This is a genomic window from Rhizobium sp. RHZ02, from assembly GCF_014851575.1.
GTDB classification, from domain to species: domain Bacteria; phylum Pseudomonadota; class Alphaproteobacteria; order Rhizobiales; family Rhizobiaceae; genus Rhizobium; species Rhizobium altiplani.
On record NZ_JACUZX010000021.1, the window covers coordinates 78,215 to 94,912 of the forward strand.

A 16,698-nucleotide genomic window follows, 5' to 3' on the forward strand; every position below is an offset into this window, starting at 1 on the left:
GGTTACTCCTTGGCCGAATCTCGCCAGGCTCGCTCGAACGGTAGGCGCCAGGCATGCGGGGCGATGAGTTGGTGGATCGATTTCGGGCCCCAACCGCCCTGATCATAGAGGCGCACTGGTGGTGGGTTTTCCAGAAGAGGTTGCGAGACCTCCCACAATCGCTCAATGCCCTCGGCGGTGTTGAACAGCGTGTGATCGCCACGCATGGCGTCGAGGATCAGGCGCTCGTAGGCCTCGAGCACTTCGCCGATCAATCCGGTTTCGCTCATGGCGAACTGCAACGATAGCTTGTCGAGCCTGAAGCCAGGGCCAGGCCGCTTGCCATAGAAGGACAGGGAGACCTTTGAGGCATCGGCAAGGTCGAACGTGAGGTGGTCCGGCCCTTGTGCCCCAACGCCCGAACCGGCCGGAAACATCGATTTGGGTGGCTCTCGGAAGGCGATCGAGATGATGCGTTGCCCCTCGGCCAGACGCTTTCCGGTACGCAGGAAGAAGGGCACACCAGCCCAGCGCCAGTTGTCGATGGCGCATTTTAAGGCGATGAAAGTATCGGTGTCGCTCTCCGGATCGACCCCAGGCTCCTTGCGATAGCCGATGTATTGGCCGCGCACCACGTCGCGTGGCTCGATCGGCAGCATGGAGCGGAACACTTTGTTCTTTTCCTCCGAGATCGGCGCCGGCTCCAGAGCCGTGGGCGGCTCCATCGCCATGAAGGCGAGGATTTGAAAAAGGTGAGTTACCACCATGTCGCGATAGGCGCCTGTCGTCTCGTAAAAGGCGGCGCGAGTGGAAAGCCCTAGCGTCTCCGGAACGTCAATCTGCACGTGATCGATGAAGTTACGGTTCCAAATCGGCTCGAAAAGGCCGTTGGCGAAGCGGAAAGCCAGGATGTTCTGCGCCGGCTCCTTGCCGAGGAAGTGGTCAATACGGAAAATCTGCTTCTCGTCGAAAACCTCGTGCAGTTTCGTGTTCAGTTCCACAGCGCTGGCAAGGTCCGTCCCAAATGGCTTCTCCATGATAATCCGACAACGCTCGACCAGTTCGGCCTCGGCAAGGAGTTGCACGGCTGGAAGCGCCGCCTTCGGCGGCACAGAGAGATAGTGAACGCGCCGCGTCTCCGGCCCAAGCGCCTCCTCTGCCCGCTTCACCGCTTCCTTCAGGACGCCGGCGCCGGCAGAGAGCGAGACATAGTCAAGCGAAGCGGAGAAATCTTCCCATTCGGCCTCCGTGAACTTGCGAGTCAGGAACTGATTCAGCGACTCGCGTGCGATGGCGCGGAAACCATCGGCATCAATCTCGTCGAGTGAGACGCCGACGATGCGGCACCCCGGGATGAAGCCGGCCTTAATGAGATGAAACAGCCCCGGCAGCAGCTTGCGCCGTGAGAGATCGCCCGTTGCACCGACGAGAACGACGAGCTGCGGATAGCCAGGTCCGACCCGAGTGGAATTCATTCGCACAGTGCCCGCTCCCTTTTCTGCCGTTGCGTGATGATTAGAGGCATGAATTACTCAGTCAATCAAGGTCTTACGGTCTCTGTGTGCGGGAAGCCGCACGGCTGCAGGGACGACGGAAGACTGCGAAATCGGCGTTACGCGGAGCACACCTTCCCGGGTGGAGCCGCCGTCGCATGTTCTCACCTCTAGCGTGCGCTCGTCCGTCGTGCTTATCTCGCAAAATCAGGATGTTGATGTCGCGGGTGGAAGACTGACGCATGGGTGGAGTTGAGATCAGTCACATTGATGATTCTCTCGTTAGCCGCTGCCTGTCGATCGACCTTGAGGTTAATCCGGGCCAAGCCAAGATTTTCGCCTTTGCCGCGGTTCGCTCCCAGGGCCAAAAGGTGGTTTTCCGAAGCGGAAACCGCGAAGCCGCACTTGACGGTCTCGAGGGCCTCGCTTCCCAAGCCCACTTCCTGCTTGGCCACAACATAATAAGATTTGATCTTCCACACCTCGCAGCCGTGAGGCCACGTTTCGCGCAGTTAGCAGCAAAGCCAATTGATACACTTTGGCTAAATCCCCTGGCCTTTCCGCGCAATCCATATCACCGTTTGGTCAAGCACCATCACGACGGGCGGCTGCAAGCAGGACATGTTAACGATCCGGAGCTGGATGCGCGCCTCGTCCTCGATGTGCTGGCCAACCAGATCGCAGCCTTTGCAACCTTGGCGCAGGAGACGCCTGCCGCTCTTACCGCCTACCATTACCTGACCACCTGCATGCCTGGGAGTGACGGGTTCGATGCGTTGTTTACCAGCTTGCGCACCGCGCCCAGACCCGGAGCGGCTCAGGCCACGAAAGCGATGATGGAGCTGCTCGATGGTCAGGCTTGCGCTTGGCGGATCCAGCAAACACTGAACCGCCTGTCCTCACCACAGCTGGGCTGGCCGATGGCCTATGCACTTTCGTGGATCTCGGTCTCAGGCGGGGATTCCGTTATGCCGCCTTGGGTGCGGGCGCAATTCCGTGAGGCATCGCTGATCGTTCGGCATCTCCGCGATCGCGCATGCGACGACCCAGGCTGCCACTGGTGCCGGGAAAAGAACGACCCGAGGAAAGCGCTCTCGCGCTGGTTTGGCTTTGACAGCTTTCGACCGGAGCCAAAGGATGATGCCGGACGCCCCTTGCAGGAACGCATTGTTGCAGAGGCCATGGAGGGTAAATCCGTTCTCGGTATCCTTCCTACTGGAACTGGGAAGTCTGTCTGCTACCAAATTCCCGCGTTGGCGCGGTTCGACAAGCTCGGCGCGCTTTCTGTTGTCATTTCGCCTCTCGTCGCACTGATGGCCGATCAAGTTCAAGGTCTCGCGCGGCACGGAATCAGCGGCTGCGTTACGATCAACGGGCTTCTCTCAATGCCAGAACGCCATGCTGCGCTGGATCAGGTGCGGCTGGGCGATGCTGCCATGTTATTAATCTCGCCCGAGCAGCTCCGTAGCCCCTCGGTGCGCTCGGTCCTCTCGCAGCGGGAGATCGGATATTGGATCCTGGATGAAGCCCACTGCGTCTCGAAGTGGGGGCATGATTTCCGGCCCGACTACCGTTACGTCTCGCGCTTTATCCGCGAGTATTCCGGTGATCAGGACCCGGCGCCAGTGGTGTGCTTGACCGCGACTGCGAAGCCGGAAGTGGTGCGCGATATCCGGGATCACTTCCAATCCCGCCTTGGAGTAGATCTGCTCCTGCTCGATGGCGGCGCGACGCGTGAGAACCTTACCTTTGAAGTGCAGGAGACCCACCGCAATCGGAAGCTAGCCGATATTCTCGATACCATCGAACGCGCCCTTCCGCGCGATGGTGCTTCGGGTGCGGTTGTTTATTGTGCAACGCGATCTGCGACCGAGCGTATCGCGGATTTCCTACAGCAGCAGGGATTGGCCGCCGACTTCTTTCACGCCGGCTTGACGCCCGAACGCAAGCAGGAAGTGCAGGAGCGTTTCCGTGTCGGTGAGCTGCGTGTCATTGCCGCGACCAACGCCTTCGGCATGGGGATCGACAAGCCCGATATCAGGCTCGTGGTGCATGGTGATATTCCAGGTTCGCTCGAAAACTATCTGCAGGAAGCAGGAAGGGCCGGCCGTGACCGCGATCCCGCGATCTGCGTGCTTCTGTTCAATACCGAGGATGTCGAGCGGCAATTCTCTCTTAACGCGCGCTCGCGTCTGGCACGGCATGAGATAGGCGCAATCTTAAAAGCTCTCCGTCGGCTCGATACCCGCGGGAAATCTAGCGGCGAGGTCGTCGCCACCCCAGGCGAAATAGTGCGGGAAGAGACAGCCCAGGAATTTGAACGCGACAGCGCAACTGATGACACGCGCGTGAAGACTGCTGTTGCCTGGCTCGAAGAATCCACGCTGCTGACACGGGAAGAGAACCGGGTGCAGGTCTTTCCTTCATCCCTGCGAATCCGCACCATGGAAGAGGCCGAGGCGATCCTGTCGAAGACCGAGCTCGCCGGAAGCCGGCGCAAGCAACTTCTGGACCTCGTACGGCATCTAATGACAGCCTCTCCAGATGCCGGGGTCTCGACGGACGAGCTTTCCGGAGCTAGCGGTCTGACAGGCGGGGCACTTCGGAAGGCTTTGTCCGATCTCGAGACGCTTGGTATCGCGACCGACGACACGGCCATTACAATCTTTATTCATGTCGGGGTCGAGGGCGCATCAAAACAGCGCTTCCAAATCGCTACGGCCCTGGAAACCGCGTTGATCGCAGCGATGCGTGAAGCGTCGCCCGATGCAGAGGGTAGCGAAGCGCAACCCTTACTTCTCGCAGCAACCTGTCAAATTCTACGCGATCAGGGCCATGTCGGGGCGCGCCCGGACCTAATTGAGGCGCATCTGCGGAGTTTGGCGCAGGATGGGCGCGATGAGGAAGGCGGGCGCGGCAACATCCATCTGCGCAAAGCGAACAGGAACACCTGCTTGGTGCGGCTGCAGCGGTCCTGGGAAATGGTAAGCCGGACGGCGGAAGTCCGGCGGAGGGGTGCAGAGCTTCTGCTCCAGCATCTTGAAGGGTTGGTGGCGAAAGCCACGCGCGGCAAAGATCTAAGGGTCGAGACCACGACGGGCAAGATGCAAGCCGCCATAATGGGTGATGTTTTCCTGAAAAGCTCGGTCCGGGATGCGACCAAGTTGCTCGGCAGGGCGCTTATGTGGATGCATGAACAGGGCGTGATCACACTTGGCCGGGGCCTGACAATCTTCCGCCCAGCGATCACTATCCACCTTCGCCCCGGCGGTGGTCAATTCACTCAAAAGGACTTTTCGCCTCTCGAGGATCATTACAGCGAGCAGACCATCCAGACACATATCATGGCGGCCTATGCAGAGCGCGGCCTAACCTCGACGAAGGACGCCGAGCTGCTCTCGGCCGACTATTTCAAGCTGGACAAGGAAGCCTTCTTGAAGCGCTGGTTGCCGGATCGAGCGGGCGAATTGCGCCGCCAAACGACACCGGAAAGCTGGCGGCAAATCGTGGACGGTCTTGGTAACCCGGTGCAGTCGAAGATTGTCGCCGATGATCGCGAACAGACGAACGTGCTAGTCCTTGCAGGACCAGGCTCCGGGAAGACCCGAGTGCTGGTGCATCGCGTCGCTTATCTCGTGCGAGTCAAACGCGAAGATCCGCGTGGTATTCTTGTTCTGACCTATAACCGTCATGCTGCAGTCGAAATCCGCAAACGTCTGAAGGAGCTGATCGGTGACGACGCGAATAGCGTGACCGTCTCGACCTGTCACGCGCTCGCGATGCGACTGGTGGGAGCAAGTTTTGCAGGCGAAGCCGATACTCCGCATGAGTTCGACAAGATAGTGATGGAGGCCGTCACCCTGCTGAAAGGCGAAGGCCTTCCGAAGGTCGAAGCCGAAGCCCTCCGCGATACCCTAATTCAAGGCTATCGCTGGATCCTAGTCGACGAGTATCAGGATATCGGTCCCGAGGAATACGCCCTGATTGCCGCCGTGGCAGGCCGATCGCTCGATGACGCAGACCAGCGCCTCAGCCTGTTTGCAGTGGGCGACGACGACCAAAACATCTATGCCTTCGCCGGCGCGTCGATTGAGTTCATCCGACGCTTCGAGGCTGACTACTCTGCCAAGCCCAGCTATCTGATCGAGAACTATCGCTCCACAGCGGCAATTATCGAGGCGGCCAATAGCGTGATTGCGCCAGCCACTGACCGGATGAAAACCGGCCATGACATCACGATCAATCGCGGCCGCGCTAAAGACCCAGAAGGCGGTGCACTGGCATCGCGGGATCCGGTCGCACAGGGACGGGTTCAGCTCTTGCGCACGGCGTCAGACCCCGCAGCACAGGCCAACGCCGCCGTTGATGAACTAGTCCGCCTGTCCCAGCTGGGGCCGGACTGGTCCTGGGCAAAGGCGGCGATCATCGCACGCGAATGGCGGCTCCTGGAATCGGTGCGCAGCTATTGTGAGGCGCGTGGTATACCGGTTCAACTCGCGAGCGAGGGCATGCCTCCCTTCTGGCGTTTGCGGGAAGTCCAGGTGTTTCTTGCCTTCCTTAGAGCGGAGCCTACGAAGATGATAGCCGCCGGAGCTATGCAAGCCTTTATAGCCACCCAGACTTCGAACCATTGGTGGGCTCTGATCTCAGAAGGTGTCGCGGCACTCGATACCGAGCTCGACGGGAGAGCTGTTCCCGTTGCTGATGTCATTGAGATGATGGCCGAATGGGTTCGCGATATCCGTCACGAGCAGCGCGGATTGATGTTGATGACCGCCCATCGTGCCAAGGGGTTAGAGTTCGACGATGTTGTGATCCTTGATGGCGGATGGGATCGGATATCGAAAGAGGAGGATCGCGACGCCTCCCGCCGGCTATTTTATGTCGCTATGACCCGGGCGAAGCGCAGCTTGGCGATCTTGTCGATGCAAGATAGGCATCCGATTCTGCGCGAGGCCGCGGCAAAATTGCTGGAGCGTCGGGTAACTCCGGTTAAGTCTTCGCAAACCGACTTTGGCTTGCGATACCAGACCGTAGAGCCGCACATGGTGGATTTGTCCTGGGTGGGCAGGCAGGCGGCAATCCATCCGGTCCATCGGGCTCTGGCGAAGATACAAACCGGCGATCCCGTCCAACTGACAGAGAACAACGGACGTTGGGAGGTTCGAACCAGTGACGGAGTGACGGTCGGGCGGATGGCTCAGGGCTACCGTCCCTTGGACGGATCGTTCGTTCGTGGCGAGGTTAGCGCAATCATCCGTTGGCGAAAGTTCGACAATGCTGAAGAATTTCGCGGCACGCTTCGCCGTGAAGCGTGGGAGGTTGTTCTTCCAGAGTTGGTTTTTCGCCATTAAGGAACTCAGCATGTTTTCGATGTCGGAACAATGGGGCGGCTAGTCGTAGTGATTAGCGTGGTGCACGACACCAAACGGGGAGGCTATGGTAGATTTAGACGGTATTGCGCTGCTGGGTATCGACGTCGGCTTCTCGAGATCGCGACCAACGACGGGTATCGCTTGGAGCAAAGGTGGAGCATTCAAAGCTACAAAGACATACACCGACTGGCAGCGCCGTAGTCAGCACATTCCCTCAGCGACGACATTCGCTGTGATCGCAATCGACGGTCCTCTTGTTCCTCTCGGTTCGGCCGACAGTCTCGAACGTCTCTGTGAGCGAATCTTCATTCGCGGCTCCTTCCAAGTGCGATGCAAGCCGGGCTTGAGCCATCATGGATATGGCCGCGACTTGAGGCGTGCCGCAGCGGAGACGGCGGAGCAGGTCGTGCATCTCGCCGCCCGGAATACTGCAGTGGAAACGACAATTCGGATTGGTGCCTCGATTGTTGAAGCATTTCCCAACGCATTCTTAGGGGTTCTGTTACCCGAAGCGCGCTTCGCAATGCCGGCGGCGGGCAAGCGCAAGAAGTTCGATTGGCTGTATGATCACGCTGTCGATAGTGGCGTTCTCGAAAATCTGTTTCACACGATCGGATGGCAGAACCTCGAACTGGTAGGCACTGTATTGGCTGAGAGGGATCACGAGAAACGGGCCGCCTGGATCTGCCTCCTTACTGCAGCGTGCGCCGCGGCCGGAAAGTCAGAGGTTGTCGGTGACGAGCTTGGCGGGTGGTTTTGGCTGCCTCCCACAGATCTCTGGGCTCAATGGGCGCGTGACGCCTTGGCCCGCAACACCATAGAGTTGTGGAGAAACACGCATGCCAGCTGAGCCTCAGTCGCCACGACTTACCGTCCTCATCGACAAAGACAACGCTTCGGCAAGCGCTCGTCACGGAACGAAGCGATATCCTGCTGGCTCAAGCCGATCATCGTCCGGTAAGCCAACTCGCCTCTGACGGGGAGCCAAGGATTATCCCGGCGTCTCAAGATACGTATCGTCTTCGCACTTGCGACGAGTCCTTGCCTCGTCAGTAAGCAGACAAGGGTGCCTGAATATCCTCTCGTTCCGGTCGGCTCAGCCTGCCGCAACCGCAGCTTTCTATCGAAACACGTAAAGGTTTTTTATTAGATATTAGATATACCCTTAAAAGGGGAAAAGTATCAGCAATGAGGGGTCGCTGAGCGTGATCTTGCGCATTCCGAAGTCTATGCTTCGCAAAGGAATGTTTATTGAATCGGTAGAATGCTCGGACTTGGAGTTCTCCGGCCGACGCTTCTTGTTGGAAACGGATTCCGCTCTGCATTCTATACTCGCCTCGTCGGCGGAAAACGTGTTGGTCAACCGGGTAAAGAGCAGGGTCGATTGTGGGTTACCGGTTTTCCGACAGGCGGACGAAGACCTCCAACCCAAGTCTGTGCAGGAGCTGAACGAGCGCACGCGGATCCAGCACACTGTAGCTCAAGTTACCGGGATTTTGCGCGACGGTTTTGAAGATATCAAATTAGGAAAATTCGATATCGATCGATTCGCCCCCGCAGCCAGGCACATAGCCGCCTCCTTAAAGGCCTCGCCCCATCTATTGGTCGAGGTCACGCGGCTGAAGACCAAGGATGAGGGAACTTACGTGCACTCGCTCGCGGTCGGCGGGCTAATGACGGGGCTCGGCCACCTGTCGGGCCTGGAAGAGGAAACGATTAAAGAACTGACCCTAGCCGGCCTCTTACATGATCTTGGCAAGCTGATGATACCAAACGCTGTCCTCAACAAGACCGGACAACTGACAGATGCGGAGCGCAAAGTCATACGCAGTCATCCCGAGCGCGGCTACATGCTCCTTAAACAATATCCGGAAGTCTCTGACCTGATTCTTGAAATCTGTCGATTTCACCATGAAGCCCTGGACGGAAGCGGCTATCCGCTTGGCCTTAGAGCCGATCAACTGAGTTTGCCTATTCGTATATGCACGGTGTGCGACGTGTTTGACGCCCTTACGAGCGTCCGCCCCTACAAACGCGCATGGAGCAACACGCAAGCGCTGAAGTGGATGTTCGATAGGGGGCACCTCTTCGACAAAAAGCTGATCCTGCGAATGGGCAGCCTGTTTGATTGAATTCAGGTAGTCCCACGTCTTGCCGGGAGTGACTGACGGAATCGCCAGCCACTTTTCGGCTTCGAGCCTACCGTCGAACGACTGCGGCGGGGCTGTTGCCGGGCCGGCGCACCCGTTCTTCCCAGCGTCCCCTGAGCTTTCTGATCGACGCCATGTGATCTCCAACAGCTGTTGTCGATCAGGCGTGTCCTTCGGCGGGGTGCCAAGGATTATCCCGCCATGGGCCCTGCCCGTCACGATAATCGATGGGCTTTCCGAGGTGGCTCGCTGGGAGCCGATCAGGATGGACTGCGTCGTTGGCCACCCAGCGACATACAAACTGGTGCAATGTATCTTTAAATGCTAATAAAAGTAGATTGGAAATTCTGACAACCAAGTCTCGGGGCGAACTCCGAGAAGCGCGAATCGTTTGCAACCTGTCACCACACCGTCGAGTAGATGGCTCGGAGAAGGGCAGTTATCAACGATATCTTGGGGAGGGGCACCAATGGCCAGCAATCTTGTTTCGTATGTCATGCAGATGCTGACGCCTGATGTGATCGGGCGTATCGCGGCAGCTCTGGGGCTCGATAGCGGCAAGGTGCAGAGCGCTGTGGGTGCTGCCGTGCCGGCAGTTCTAGCAGGGCTTGGGAGTATTGCCGCACAACCAGGTGGGGCGCAGAAGATCGCCGACGCGGCCAGACAGCAGAGCGGATCGCTTGGTAATCTCGCTGGAATGCTCGCAGCGGGCGGCCCGGAATCGCTTGCCCAGAGCGGCTCGCAAATCATTTCGTCGGTGTTCGGCTCCAAAGATGGCGGAGCGCTTGCGAATGCCATAGGCAAGATTTCTGGTCTGGATCAGAATGCAAGCGGGTCGTTGCTTGGAACGCTGGCGCCGCTTGTCATGGGAGGCCTCGCCCAGCACAGCGGCGGCGATCTCAGCGCCAACGGCATCGCCGGATTGCTCGCGAGCCAGAAGGACAATATTGCCGCTGCATTGCCGTCGGGGATGAGTGAACTACTCGGCGGCGCTGGCCTGCTCGGGTCGCTCGGCGCTACGGCGCGAGCGACTACAGCGGCCGCCGGCCAAACAGCACGCAGCGCAGCCTCGTCCGTTTCCTCCATCAGCGGCGCCGGGCAACGCGCGGCCGCAACCGCACCGCCCGCATCGCGCAACTGGCTCTATTGGCTGGTTGCCGCCTTGGTTATTGCAGGCGTGCTTTTCTATCTGTTCGACCGGCAGAGCCAGCCAGTTACTCCCCAGGTCGCCACGGGCGAGCAGAGCTTGATGGTCGGCGGAATCGACGTCGGCAAGCAGGTCAAGGACAGCCTTGCCAGCCTTCAAACGACGGTCACCGGAATAACCGACGCAGCCTCAGCCAACGCCGCCTTGCCAAAGCTGCAAGATGCAGGGAACCAACTCGACAAGGTCAGCGCCGTGCTGGGACAGCTTTCTGCTGGCCAGCGGGCCGCCCTTACGGCACTGGTAAGCCCGCTGATACCGACGCTCAACGGATTGTTTGACAAGGTCTTGGCGATCCCTGGGGTCTCCGAGATCCTGAAGCCCACCATCGACACATTGAAGACGAAGCTCGCCGCCCTGTCGGCGTGACAGCTGCGAGATCGCCGACAATTGTGCCGACGAAAACCAATGAGCAAGGGAGTGGCAGCCATGGCTGACAAGTCGACGTTCACCACAGACGAGTGGAAGACCCTTCTGCAGAGCGCGATGATGGCCGGCATCGCGGTGACTGCGGCGGAGCCGAGCGGTCTCTGGGGCACACTCAAGGAGAGCCTTGCAAGTAGTAGCGCGCTCTTGCAAGCCAAGACCGGCGACGCAAATCCACTGATCTTAGCCCTCGTCGGCGATTTCGAAACTTCGGAAGGACGCGATGCCGCGCGAGACGGATTGCAGGCGAAGCTCAAAGGCGCCAAACCCGACGAAATGAAGACCAGGTGCATCGAGGTGCTCAAGCAGGCCAGAGCGATCATCGAGGCCAAGGCTCCGGGCGATGCGGCGGCCGTCAAGGCCTGGCTATACCAGATCAGCCAGCGAGTGGCGGAGGCTTCCAAGGAGGGTGGCTTCATGGGCATAGGCGGCGTCGCCGTCAGCGACGCCGAGAAGGCGACACTTGCGGAGATATCGGCAGCGCTTCAAACGGGCTAGGCGTCGCCTGCTACGCGCGATTGACGTGTGGGCGCTTTTTATTAGAAAGCTGGACAGAGGTGCTCCCTGCTCGATACTTCTCTGTGCAGCGGTTAGCGCACGTCCGTATAGGAAGACTTCGATCGCTTCGTTGCGATAGTGTCCTCCAGAGCCGTCACCGCTTCCCTCTTGGTCGGCTTCGTATCGCAGCACTTCATCCGCGTGCTGACGGTGCCCTCCATACGTGAGGACACAACGGCTTCTTGATTGCGGAGTGGCGCAAGCAAGATCTCACTATTGTGCATTCCCTTTAGCATTTGATCGTAGCGAGCCAGTGCCGCCGATGCCGAGGCAATTGGCATGATCAAACAGCCAGCGTCGATTCCGTGCGGAGGGAATTGATCATAGTGATATTCCACTACTCAAGGGGCGTTGAGCGCTATGCGTTACAGCCAAATGCCTTTTGAGCGCCGAAAAACATAATTCTTGAGAGTCAACCGATCTTGGCTTCCATCCATGAGATACAAACAGATTTCTCTGCCAAAATTAAGCAAAAGTGGAACTCAAGCTTGAAAAACGTTGGCAGTGCAGGCTGGAACCGCTTCTTTCGTATCCGGCGCGCGATAGGTTTCGACCTTCGCTACCAGTCCAATCTTAAAACAATGAAATCAAATACGTTTTATGGCGGAGAGGGTGGGATTTGAACCCACGATACCCTTGCAGGTATGCCGTATTTCGAGTGCGTTGAAATTCGCCTCTGGGTCGGACCCGAAGGAGTTTCCGTTACGCCGTTATCTCAATGTTGACTCCGGCACAAAAGAGAACATAATAAGAACATCCAAACATCAGAAGAGGATCACGGCCATGTCACACATGCCGGCCGGACAGCCGCGCGCTGAGCAAATTGCGGGAACCTACCGGACGCTACCCAGGAGGGCGACGTTGGCCGAGGTTCACCCCCTTCTGATGGCGATCATAATCATGATGCCGAACCATCAAGATTGGGGCCTCTATTCGGCTGACGTCTACGACATGGCTTCCGGTGGCCCGCTCGGCTACTTCGACATCGCGTTTGACCCGCCCACACATCGCGCCTGCGGGTACTACAGTGCCGTCGGCTCCTCGGTTGTGATGCGCTCACCGCGCTGGTTCCAATGTCCAGGAGACATCAACGACGCCATGCGGGCCTTTCATGCTCTGCTCAGGCAAGCGGGTCATGTCCACTGAGTCGAAGAAGCAACTGGAGGTGGATTTCGAGGTCGAAGCCGCGCTCGCGTTCGATGACTAAGATGCCAATGTAACCATCGTCACGCTCCACGGGGAGATGACGAGCCGGGCATGACCCGCAGCTGGGAACCCAAGTTCGACCGGGAGCTTTGATGCACTCGACAGGACTAGACAATCAGCAAAGCCGAGCTTCGAGATGGCGTCATGGTCGCGCGGCAATCTCGCCCGATCGATCCCGCTCCCGCTTTATGTGTTTTGCGCAACAAGCGGTCGTCGGTTCTCCTGCGTTTGCATCCGTTGTTACATTGGCATTTCCTTTCTGAACCGTCGCTTTTGCTTGTTCCTCCCCGTTACCCGTCGTGGCACGTTGGTTTCTGGACACCACTCTAATGCGGGCTGTGCAAATCAGGGCGCCTGCATAGCTTTCAATTTACCCCGCCGGTGTCGGCTCGCACGCAAGGCCATGTAGCGCGCACAACCGTCGTTAGGATAGATAAGGTGCTTGAGCCTTTTAACTCCCCGAGGTCCAATGTCTGAAGTCGACTGGTTGAGCCATCTCCTGCAAATCATCACGGTGACAGGTCAGCTCGAGGTCCGCTGTGCCTACGGTGCGCCATGGCGCGTGGCCTGGAGCCGGGCGGCGGCGAACGAAATCCCCTATCACGTCATCGTCAAGGGTCGAGCCGTTTTCGAGGATCCAGAGACGAGAACAGCGAGGGAGCTGGTGAGCGGAGACATTGTGCTGCTACCTCACGGCGCGGCGCATGTGCTGCACGACGGTAGCGGGCAAACACCGATCCCCACTCAACAGCACCAAGGGGCCGCCGGTTGGATGCTGAGCGAAAATGACAGCCAGGGAGAGCGGCTCGATCTGTTGTGTGGCCGATTCTTCATTGCTGCGCCCCATGATAGATTGGTCCGCAACTACCTGCCCACAAATCTCGTAACGCGGGCCATGGACGGCGATGGAGATAGTGGTTCGGCTTCCAACCAACTGGCAAGTCTAGTGGGGCTAATGCGAATGGAATCGGCCGGCGACCGAGCAGGAGGGCGCGCGGTTCTCAATGCGCTTTCTTCGGCCCTGTTTACACTCGTGCTTCGCGCCGCGAGTGAGTCCGAGAAAGCTCCCGAAGGTCTGTTGGCCCTAGCCGGCCATCCGCGGCTGGCTCCAGCCATCGCTGCCATGCTTGGCGACCCGGCCCAAGCTTGGAAACTCCCCGATCTCGCAGACTTGTGCGGCATGTCACGCGCTACGTTTATGCGACACTTTCAGGACAGGCTGGGTTGTTCGGCCCTCGATCTACTGACTGATCTGCGTATGAGCCTTGCAGCCAACGAGTTGAAAAAGCCTGCGATCAGCACCGAGGCCGTGGCCGAAACGGTCGGCTATCAATCCGTTTCGGCATTCCGGCGTGTCTTTGCCGAGAGAATGGGGATGACGCCCGGAGAATGGCGCAGACAGGCGCACGGTGGCGAGACGGGCCCGACTTAGGAAAGACCCGCGCGATTGATCCTTTCGAGCATCATATTGAGATAATTCAGTCTCGTTATTCTCAATCTGGTCGGTAAATTGGGCTCCGTAATCACTTGATGAGGGAGCAACCCAATGAACTACATCAGCAACGCAGCCAACCAACCGACGCCGACGAATGCCGTCATCGAAACCATTCTGAGCCGTAGCGCTGCCAAATACTACGACACTACCGCAGCGCTGAGCGACGATCAGATCCGAGATCTGGTGCGGATCGGCACTTCCGCGCCGACATCGTTCCATTTGCAGAACTGGCGGTTTATCGCTGTCCGTACGCAAGGGGCAAAGGCCCGGCTACGTCGATCGCCTGGAATCAGCCAGCGATCACCGAAGCCGCCGTCACATTCATTGTCATCGGTCGGTTGGCCGATGCCAGCACCGTCCCCGAGCGCCTCGCCCCGGTGGTGGAGGCCGGCATCATGCCGGCGCATCTGGTGGCGGAGTGGGAAGCACCCGCTCGCGGCCTCTATGACGATCAACCCCAGCGGCAGCGCGACGAAGCGGTACGCTCCGCTACTTTTGGCACCTCGGCGATCATCTATGCAGCTCGCTCCCTCGGCCTCGGTACGACGCCGATGATCGGCTTCGACGCAGAGGCCGTGCACAGCGAGTTCGGCCTGGCCGAAGACGAAATCCCGGTCATGCTTTTGACCGTAGGGCCGGAGCGGGCCGGCAACTGGCCGCAGAAGCCGCGCATGCCAGTGGCCGATGTCCTGTCCTTCGCATGATTTGCAATCCAATCAAAAGCTTATGGAGATTTAGATGCCTAGAACCACTACCCTGAGGCCGGAACAGGTTCCGGCCGAGTCGAAACCGACCCTCGATATGTTCACCAAGAGCCTCGGGTTCACGCCCAACATGATGGCGGCCTTCGCGCAGAGCCCAATCGCGTTCAACGCCTGGGCCACTCTGCTCGGCTCCCTGAGCAAGGCGCTCGACGTGAAAACACGCGACAGCATCGGCCTCGCCGTTTCCGAGGTGAACGGTTGCAACTACTGCCTGACGGTTCACAGTTTCACCGCTGAACACATGGCCAAGTTGCCGGCCAGCGACATCATTCTCGCACGCAAGGGCCACGCCAACGATCCAAAGCGCGACGCCGCCCTCCAGTTTGCGCGCAACGTCATTGAGACCCGCGGACACGTTTCTGATGCCCATCTGAAAGCCGTCCGTGACGCCGGGTACACGGACGCGAACGCCATCGAGATTGTGGCACTGGTCGCCATGTACACGCTGACGAATTTCTTCAACAACGTCTTCGATCCCGAGAAGGATTTTCCCGCCGTGACGCCGGCCGGGTCGATCTGATCCTATCCCGTCGCAACTTGTCGAAGTCACTGGGAGCAATCACATGAACATCCTCCATATTGATAGCAGTCCGCGCCAACAATCGCATAGCCGTCAGCTTTCGGCGGCAGTCGTCGAAAGGCTTCTCGAAGTTGCACCCGGCGCAAGCGTCAGCCGGCGTGACCTGGGGACCGAACCCTTGCCTCACGCGGTGGCTGATTATGCAGTGGCGCTATCGACGCCGACCACGTTGGCGGCCCCTCCGAAAGGTTCACTCGATGTTTCGGAAGCGCTTATCCAGGAAGTCGAAGCAGCTGATGTGATTGTCATCGGAACGCCGATGCACAACTTCGCGATCCCTTCGGCCCTCAAGGCTTGGATCGATCAAATTCTGCGCGTCGGTCGCACAATGAAGTCGACACCCGCTGGGAAGGTGGGAATGCTCCGGGACCGTCCGGTCTTTATCGGTGTCGCCTCCGGAGCCATCTTTAGCGGTGAGCGAGCTAACCAGCCGGACTTTCTCACCCCCTATCTGTCGCTGGCACTCAGCTCCATTGGGCTGAAGACCCAGCAGTTTCTCCCCTTGCAGGCCACTGCGTTCCTGGACTGGAACGATGCGCCCTTGGCTAGAAAGAAAGTCCTCGCCGCTCTCGACCTCAGTGTGGTGAGGGAGCCTCGAGGCATGCGCAGCGGTCCTGCCGCCCTGTCGAGCACCGGTTGACCCTAACGCGATACGGCGCCGCAAGCCCCTGCACAGCTTCATCTTAACCCCTCCGGCCTGCCGGACTACAATAACGAGCCTTCAGATGATTTTACCAACCACCATGCTTCCACAGATCGGCGACAGGATCACCGACCATTCAGCGCCGCCAGACGACAGCGCAATTCGAGAATGGATCGGACCGCAGGCATTCGGACATTGGGCCGAACTGCGCAGTTGGATCGACGAGTTCTATCCTGCGGTTTTCGAGCCGGACTGGCTCTACGGTGGCAGGAACCGCGGTTGGTCCTTGCGCTACAAGAAAACCAAGGCGTTCACCACGCTGGTGCCGGAATACCGGCGGTTTTCGGCCGTCGTGGTCATGGGCGGAGCGGAACGAGAGAAGTTTGAGGAGCGGCGTTATGTTTGGCGCCCGCACCTGGTCAAGCGCTACGATGAGGCCAAAACATATGTCGACGGGAAATGGCTGACCCTTGCCATCTCATCGACAGATGATCTGGACGATGTGACTGCGCTTCTAACGATGAAGCGCCCGCCTCCATCGCGCGGTTGAATGTCATCCCGGATTCACGGCGCTGCGGCTCCATCGAACTCGGGCGGCGATCTCTTCGACATCGCACACCAACTCGAGATCACGGTCGGCGCGGAAGCAAACCGACAGCCTCTTGTGTGCGAGATCGAATAGATTTCCGCGAGCAATTTAAAGCGCGTCGCCCGTTTTTTGATTCAGGTTCTCGAATCGGCCGATTTGTGATTCCTTCTTAGCTGGAAGGAGACCGGTCATGGGCAAATCACATCCGATCGAGTTGCGTTCCCGTGTTGTTGCGT

At 58.7% G+C, this 16,698-nt stretch carries 12 protein-coding genes and 1 pseudogene; 11 read left to right on the top strand and 2 right to left on the bottom strand.

Annotated features, from left to right (window positions below):
* Positions 1-2: 2 nt before the first annotated feature.
* Positions 3-1,454, bottom strand: a complete 1,452-nt coding sequence (gene zwf / locus IB244_RS23595) for a glucose-6-phosphate dehydrogenase (protein ID WP_192305862.1) — start codon at positions 1,452-1,454, stop codon at positions 3-5.
* A gap of 260 nt (positions 1,455-1,714) precedes the next feature.
* On the opposite strand from zwf, the gene IB244_RS23600 reads away from it, so the two are divergent.
* The 5 genes from IB244_RS23600 (at position 1,715) to IB244_RS23620 (ending at position 11,125) form a co-directional block, all read left to right on the top strand.
* A complete protein-coding gene (locus tag IB244_RS23600; RefSeq protein WP_192305864.1) occupies positions 1,715-6,826 on the top strand; it encodes a RecQ family ATP-dependent DNA helicase in 5,112 nt (1,703 codons plus the stop codon).
* Between the two features lie 427 nt (positions 6,827-7,253).
* Positions 7,254-7,697: a hypothetical protein gene (locus IB244_RS33210; protein ID WP_409564085.1), complete on the top strand. Its 444-nt coding sequence runs from the start codon at positions 7,254-7,256 to the stop codon at positions 7,695-7,697.
* Between the two features lie 355 nt (positions 7,698-8,052).
* Complete coding sequence (locus IB244_RS23610; RefSeq protein WP_192305868.1) at positions 8,053-8,979, top strand: HD domain-containing phosphohydrolase; 927 nt, start codon at positions 8,053-8,055, stop codon at positions 8,977-8,979.
* Positions 8,980-9,466: 487 nt separating this feature from the next.
* The gene (locus IB244_RS23615) at positions 9,467-10,570 is read left to right on the top strand and encodes a DUF937 domain-containing protein (protein ID WP_192305870.1); all 1,104 of its coding nucleotides are present in this window, start codon (positions 9,467-9,469) and stop codon (positions 10,568-10,570) included.
* 60 nt (positions 10,571-10,630) lie between these two features.
* A complete protein-coding gene (locus IB244_RS23620) occupies positions 10,631-11,125 on the top strand; it encodes a hypothetical protein (protein ID WP_192305872.1) in 495 nt (164 codons plus the stop codon).
* A 92-nt stretch (positions 11,126-11,217) separates the two neighbouring features.
* Here the strand turns inward: IB244_RS23620 and IB244_RS32485 are convergent, their stop codons facing one another.
* The gene (locus tag IB244_RS32485) at positions 11,218-11,466 is read right to left on the bottom strand and encodes a Fic/DOC family N-terminal domain-containing protein (RefSeq protein ID WP_312867264.1); all 249 of its coding nucleotides are present in this window, start codon (positions 11,464-11,466) and stop codon (positions 11,218-11,220) included.
* Between the two features lie 502 nt (positions 11,467-11,968).
* On the opposite strand from IB244_RS32485, the gene IB244_RS23630 reads away from it, so the two are divergent.
* The 6 genes and pseudogenes from IB244_RS23630 (at position 11,969) to IB244_RS23655 (ending at position 16,423) form a co-directional block, all read left to right on the top strand.
* A complete protein-coding gene (locus IB244_RS23630; RefSeq protein ID WP_156828790.1) occupies positions 11,969-12,331 on the top strand; it encodes a hypothetical protein in 363 nt (120 codons plus the stop codon).
* Between the two features lie 529 nt (positions 12,332-12,860).
* The gene (locus IB244_RS23635) at positions 12,861-13,823 is read left to right on the top strand and encodes an AraC family transcriptional regulator (RefSeq protein WP_018859142.1); all 963 of its coding nucleotides are present in this window, start codon (positions 12,861-12,863) and stop codon (positions 13,821-13,823) included.
* Positions 13,824-13,937: 114 nt separating this feature from the next.
* Positions 13,938-14,590, top strand: a pseudogene (locus IB244_RS23640) (nitroreductase family protein).
* 34 nt (positions 14,591-14,624) lie between these two features.
* Positions 14,625-15,170, top strand: coding sequence for a carboxymuconolactone decarboxylase family protein (locus IB244_RS23645; RefSeq protein ID WP_192305874.1), 546 nt, complete (start codon positions 14,625-14,627; stop codon positions 15,168-15,170).
* A 43-nt stretch (positions 15,171-15,213) separates the two neighbouring features.
* A complete protein-coding gene (locus IB244_RS23650; protein WP_192305876.1) occupies positions 15,214-15,870 on the top strand; it encodes an FMN-dependent NADH-azoreductase in 657 nt (218 codons plus the stop codon).
* Positions 15,871-15,955: 85 nt separating this feature from the next.
* The gene (locus IB244_RS23655; protein ID WP_192305878.1) at positions 15,956-16,423 is read left to right on the top strand and encodes a DUF3788 domain-containing protein; all 468 of its coding nucleotides are present in this window, start codon (positions 15,956-15,958) and stop codon (positions 16,421-16,423) included.
* Positions 16,424-16,698: the final 275 nt, after the last annotated feature.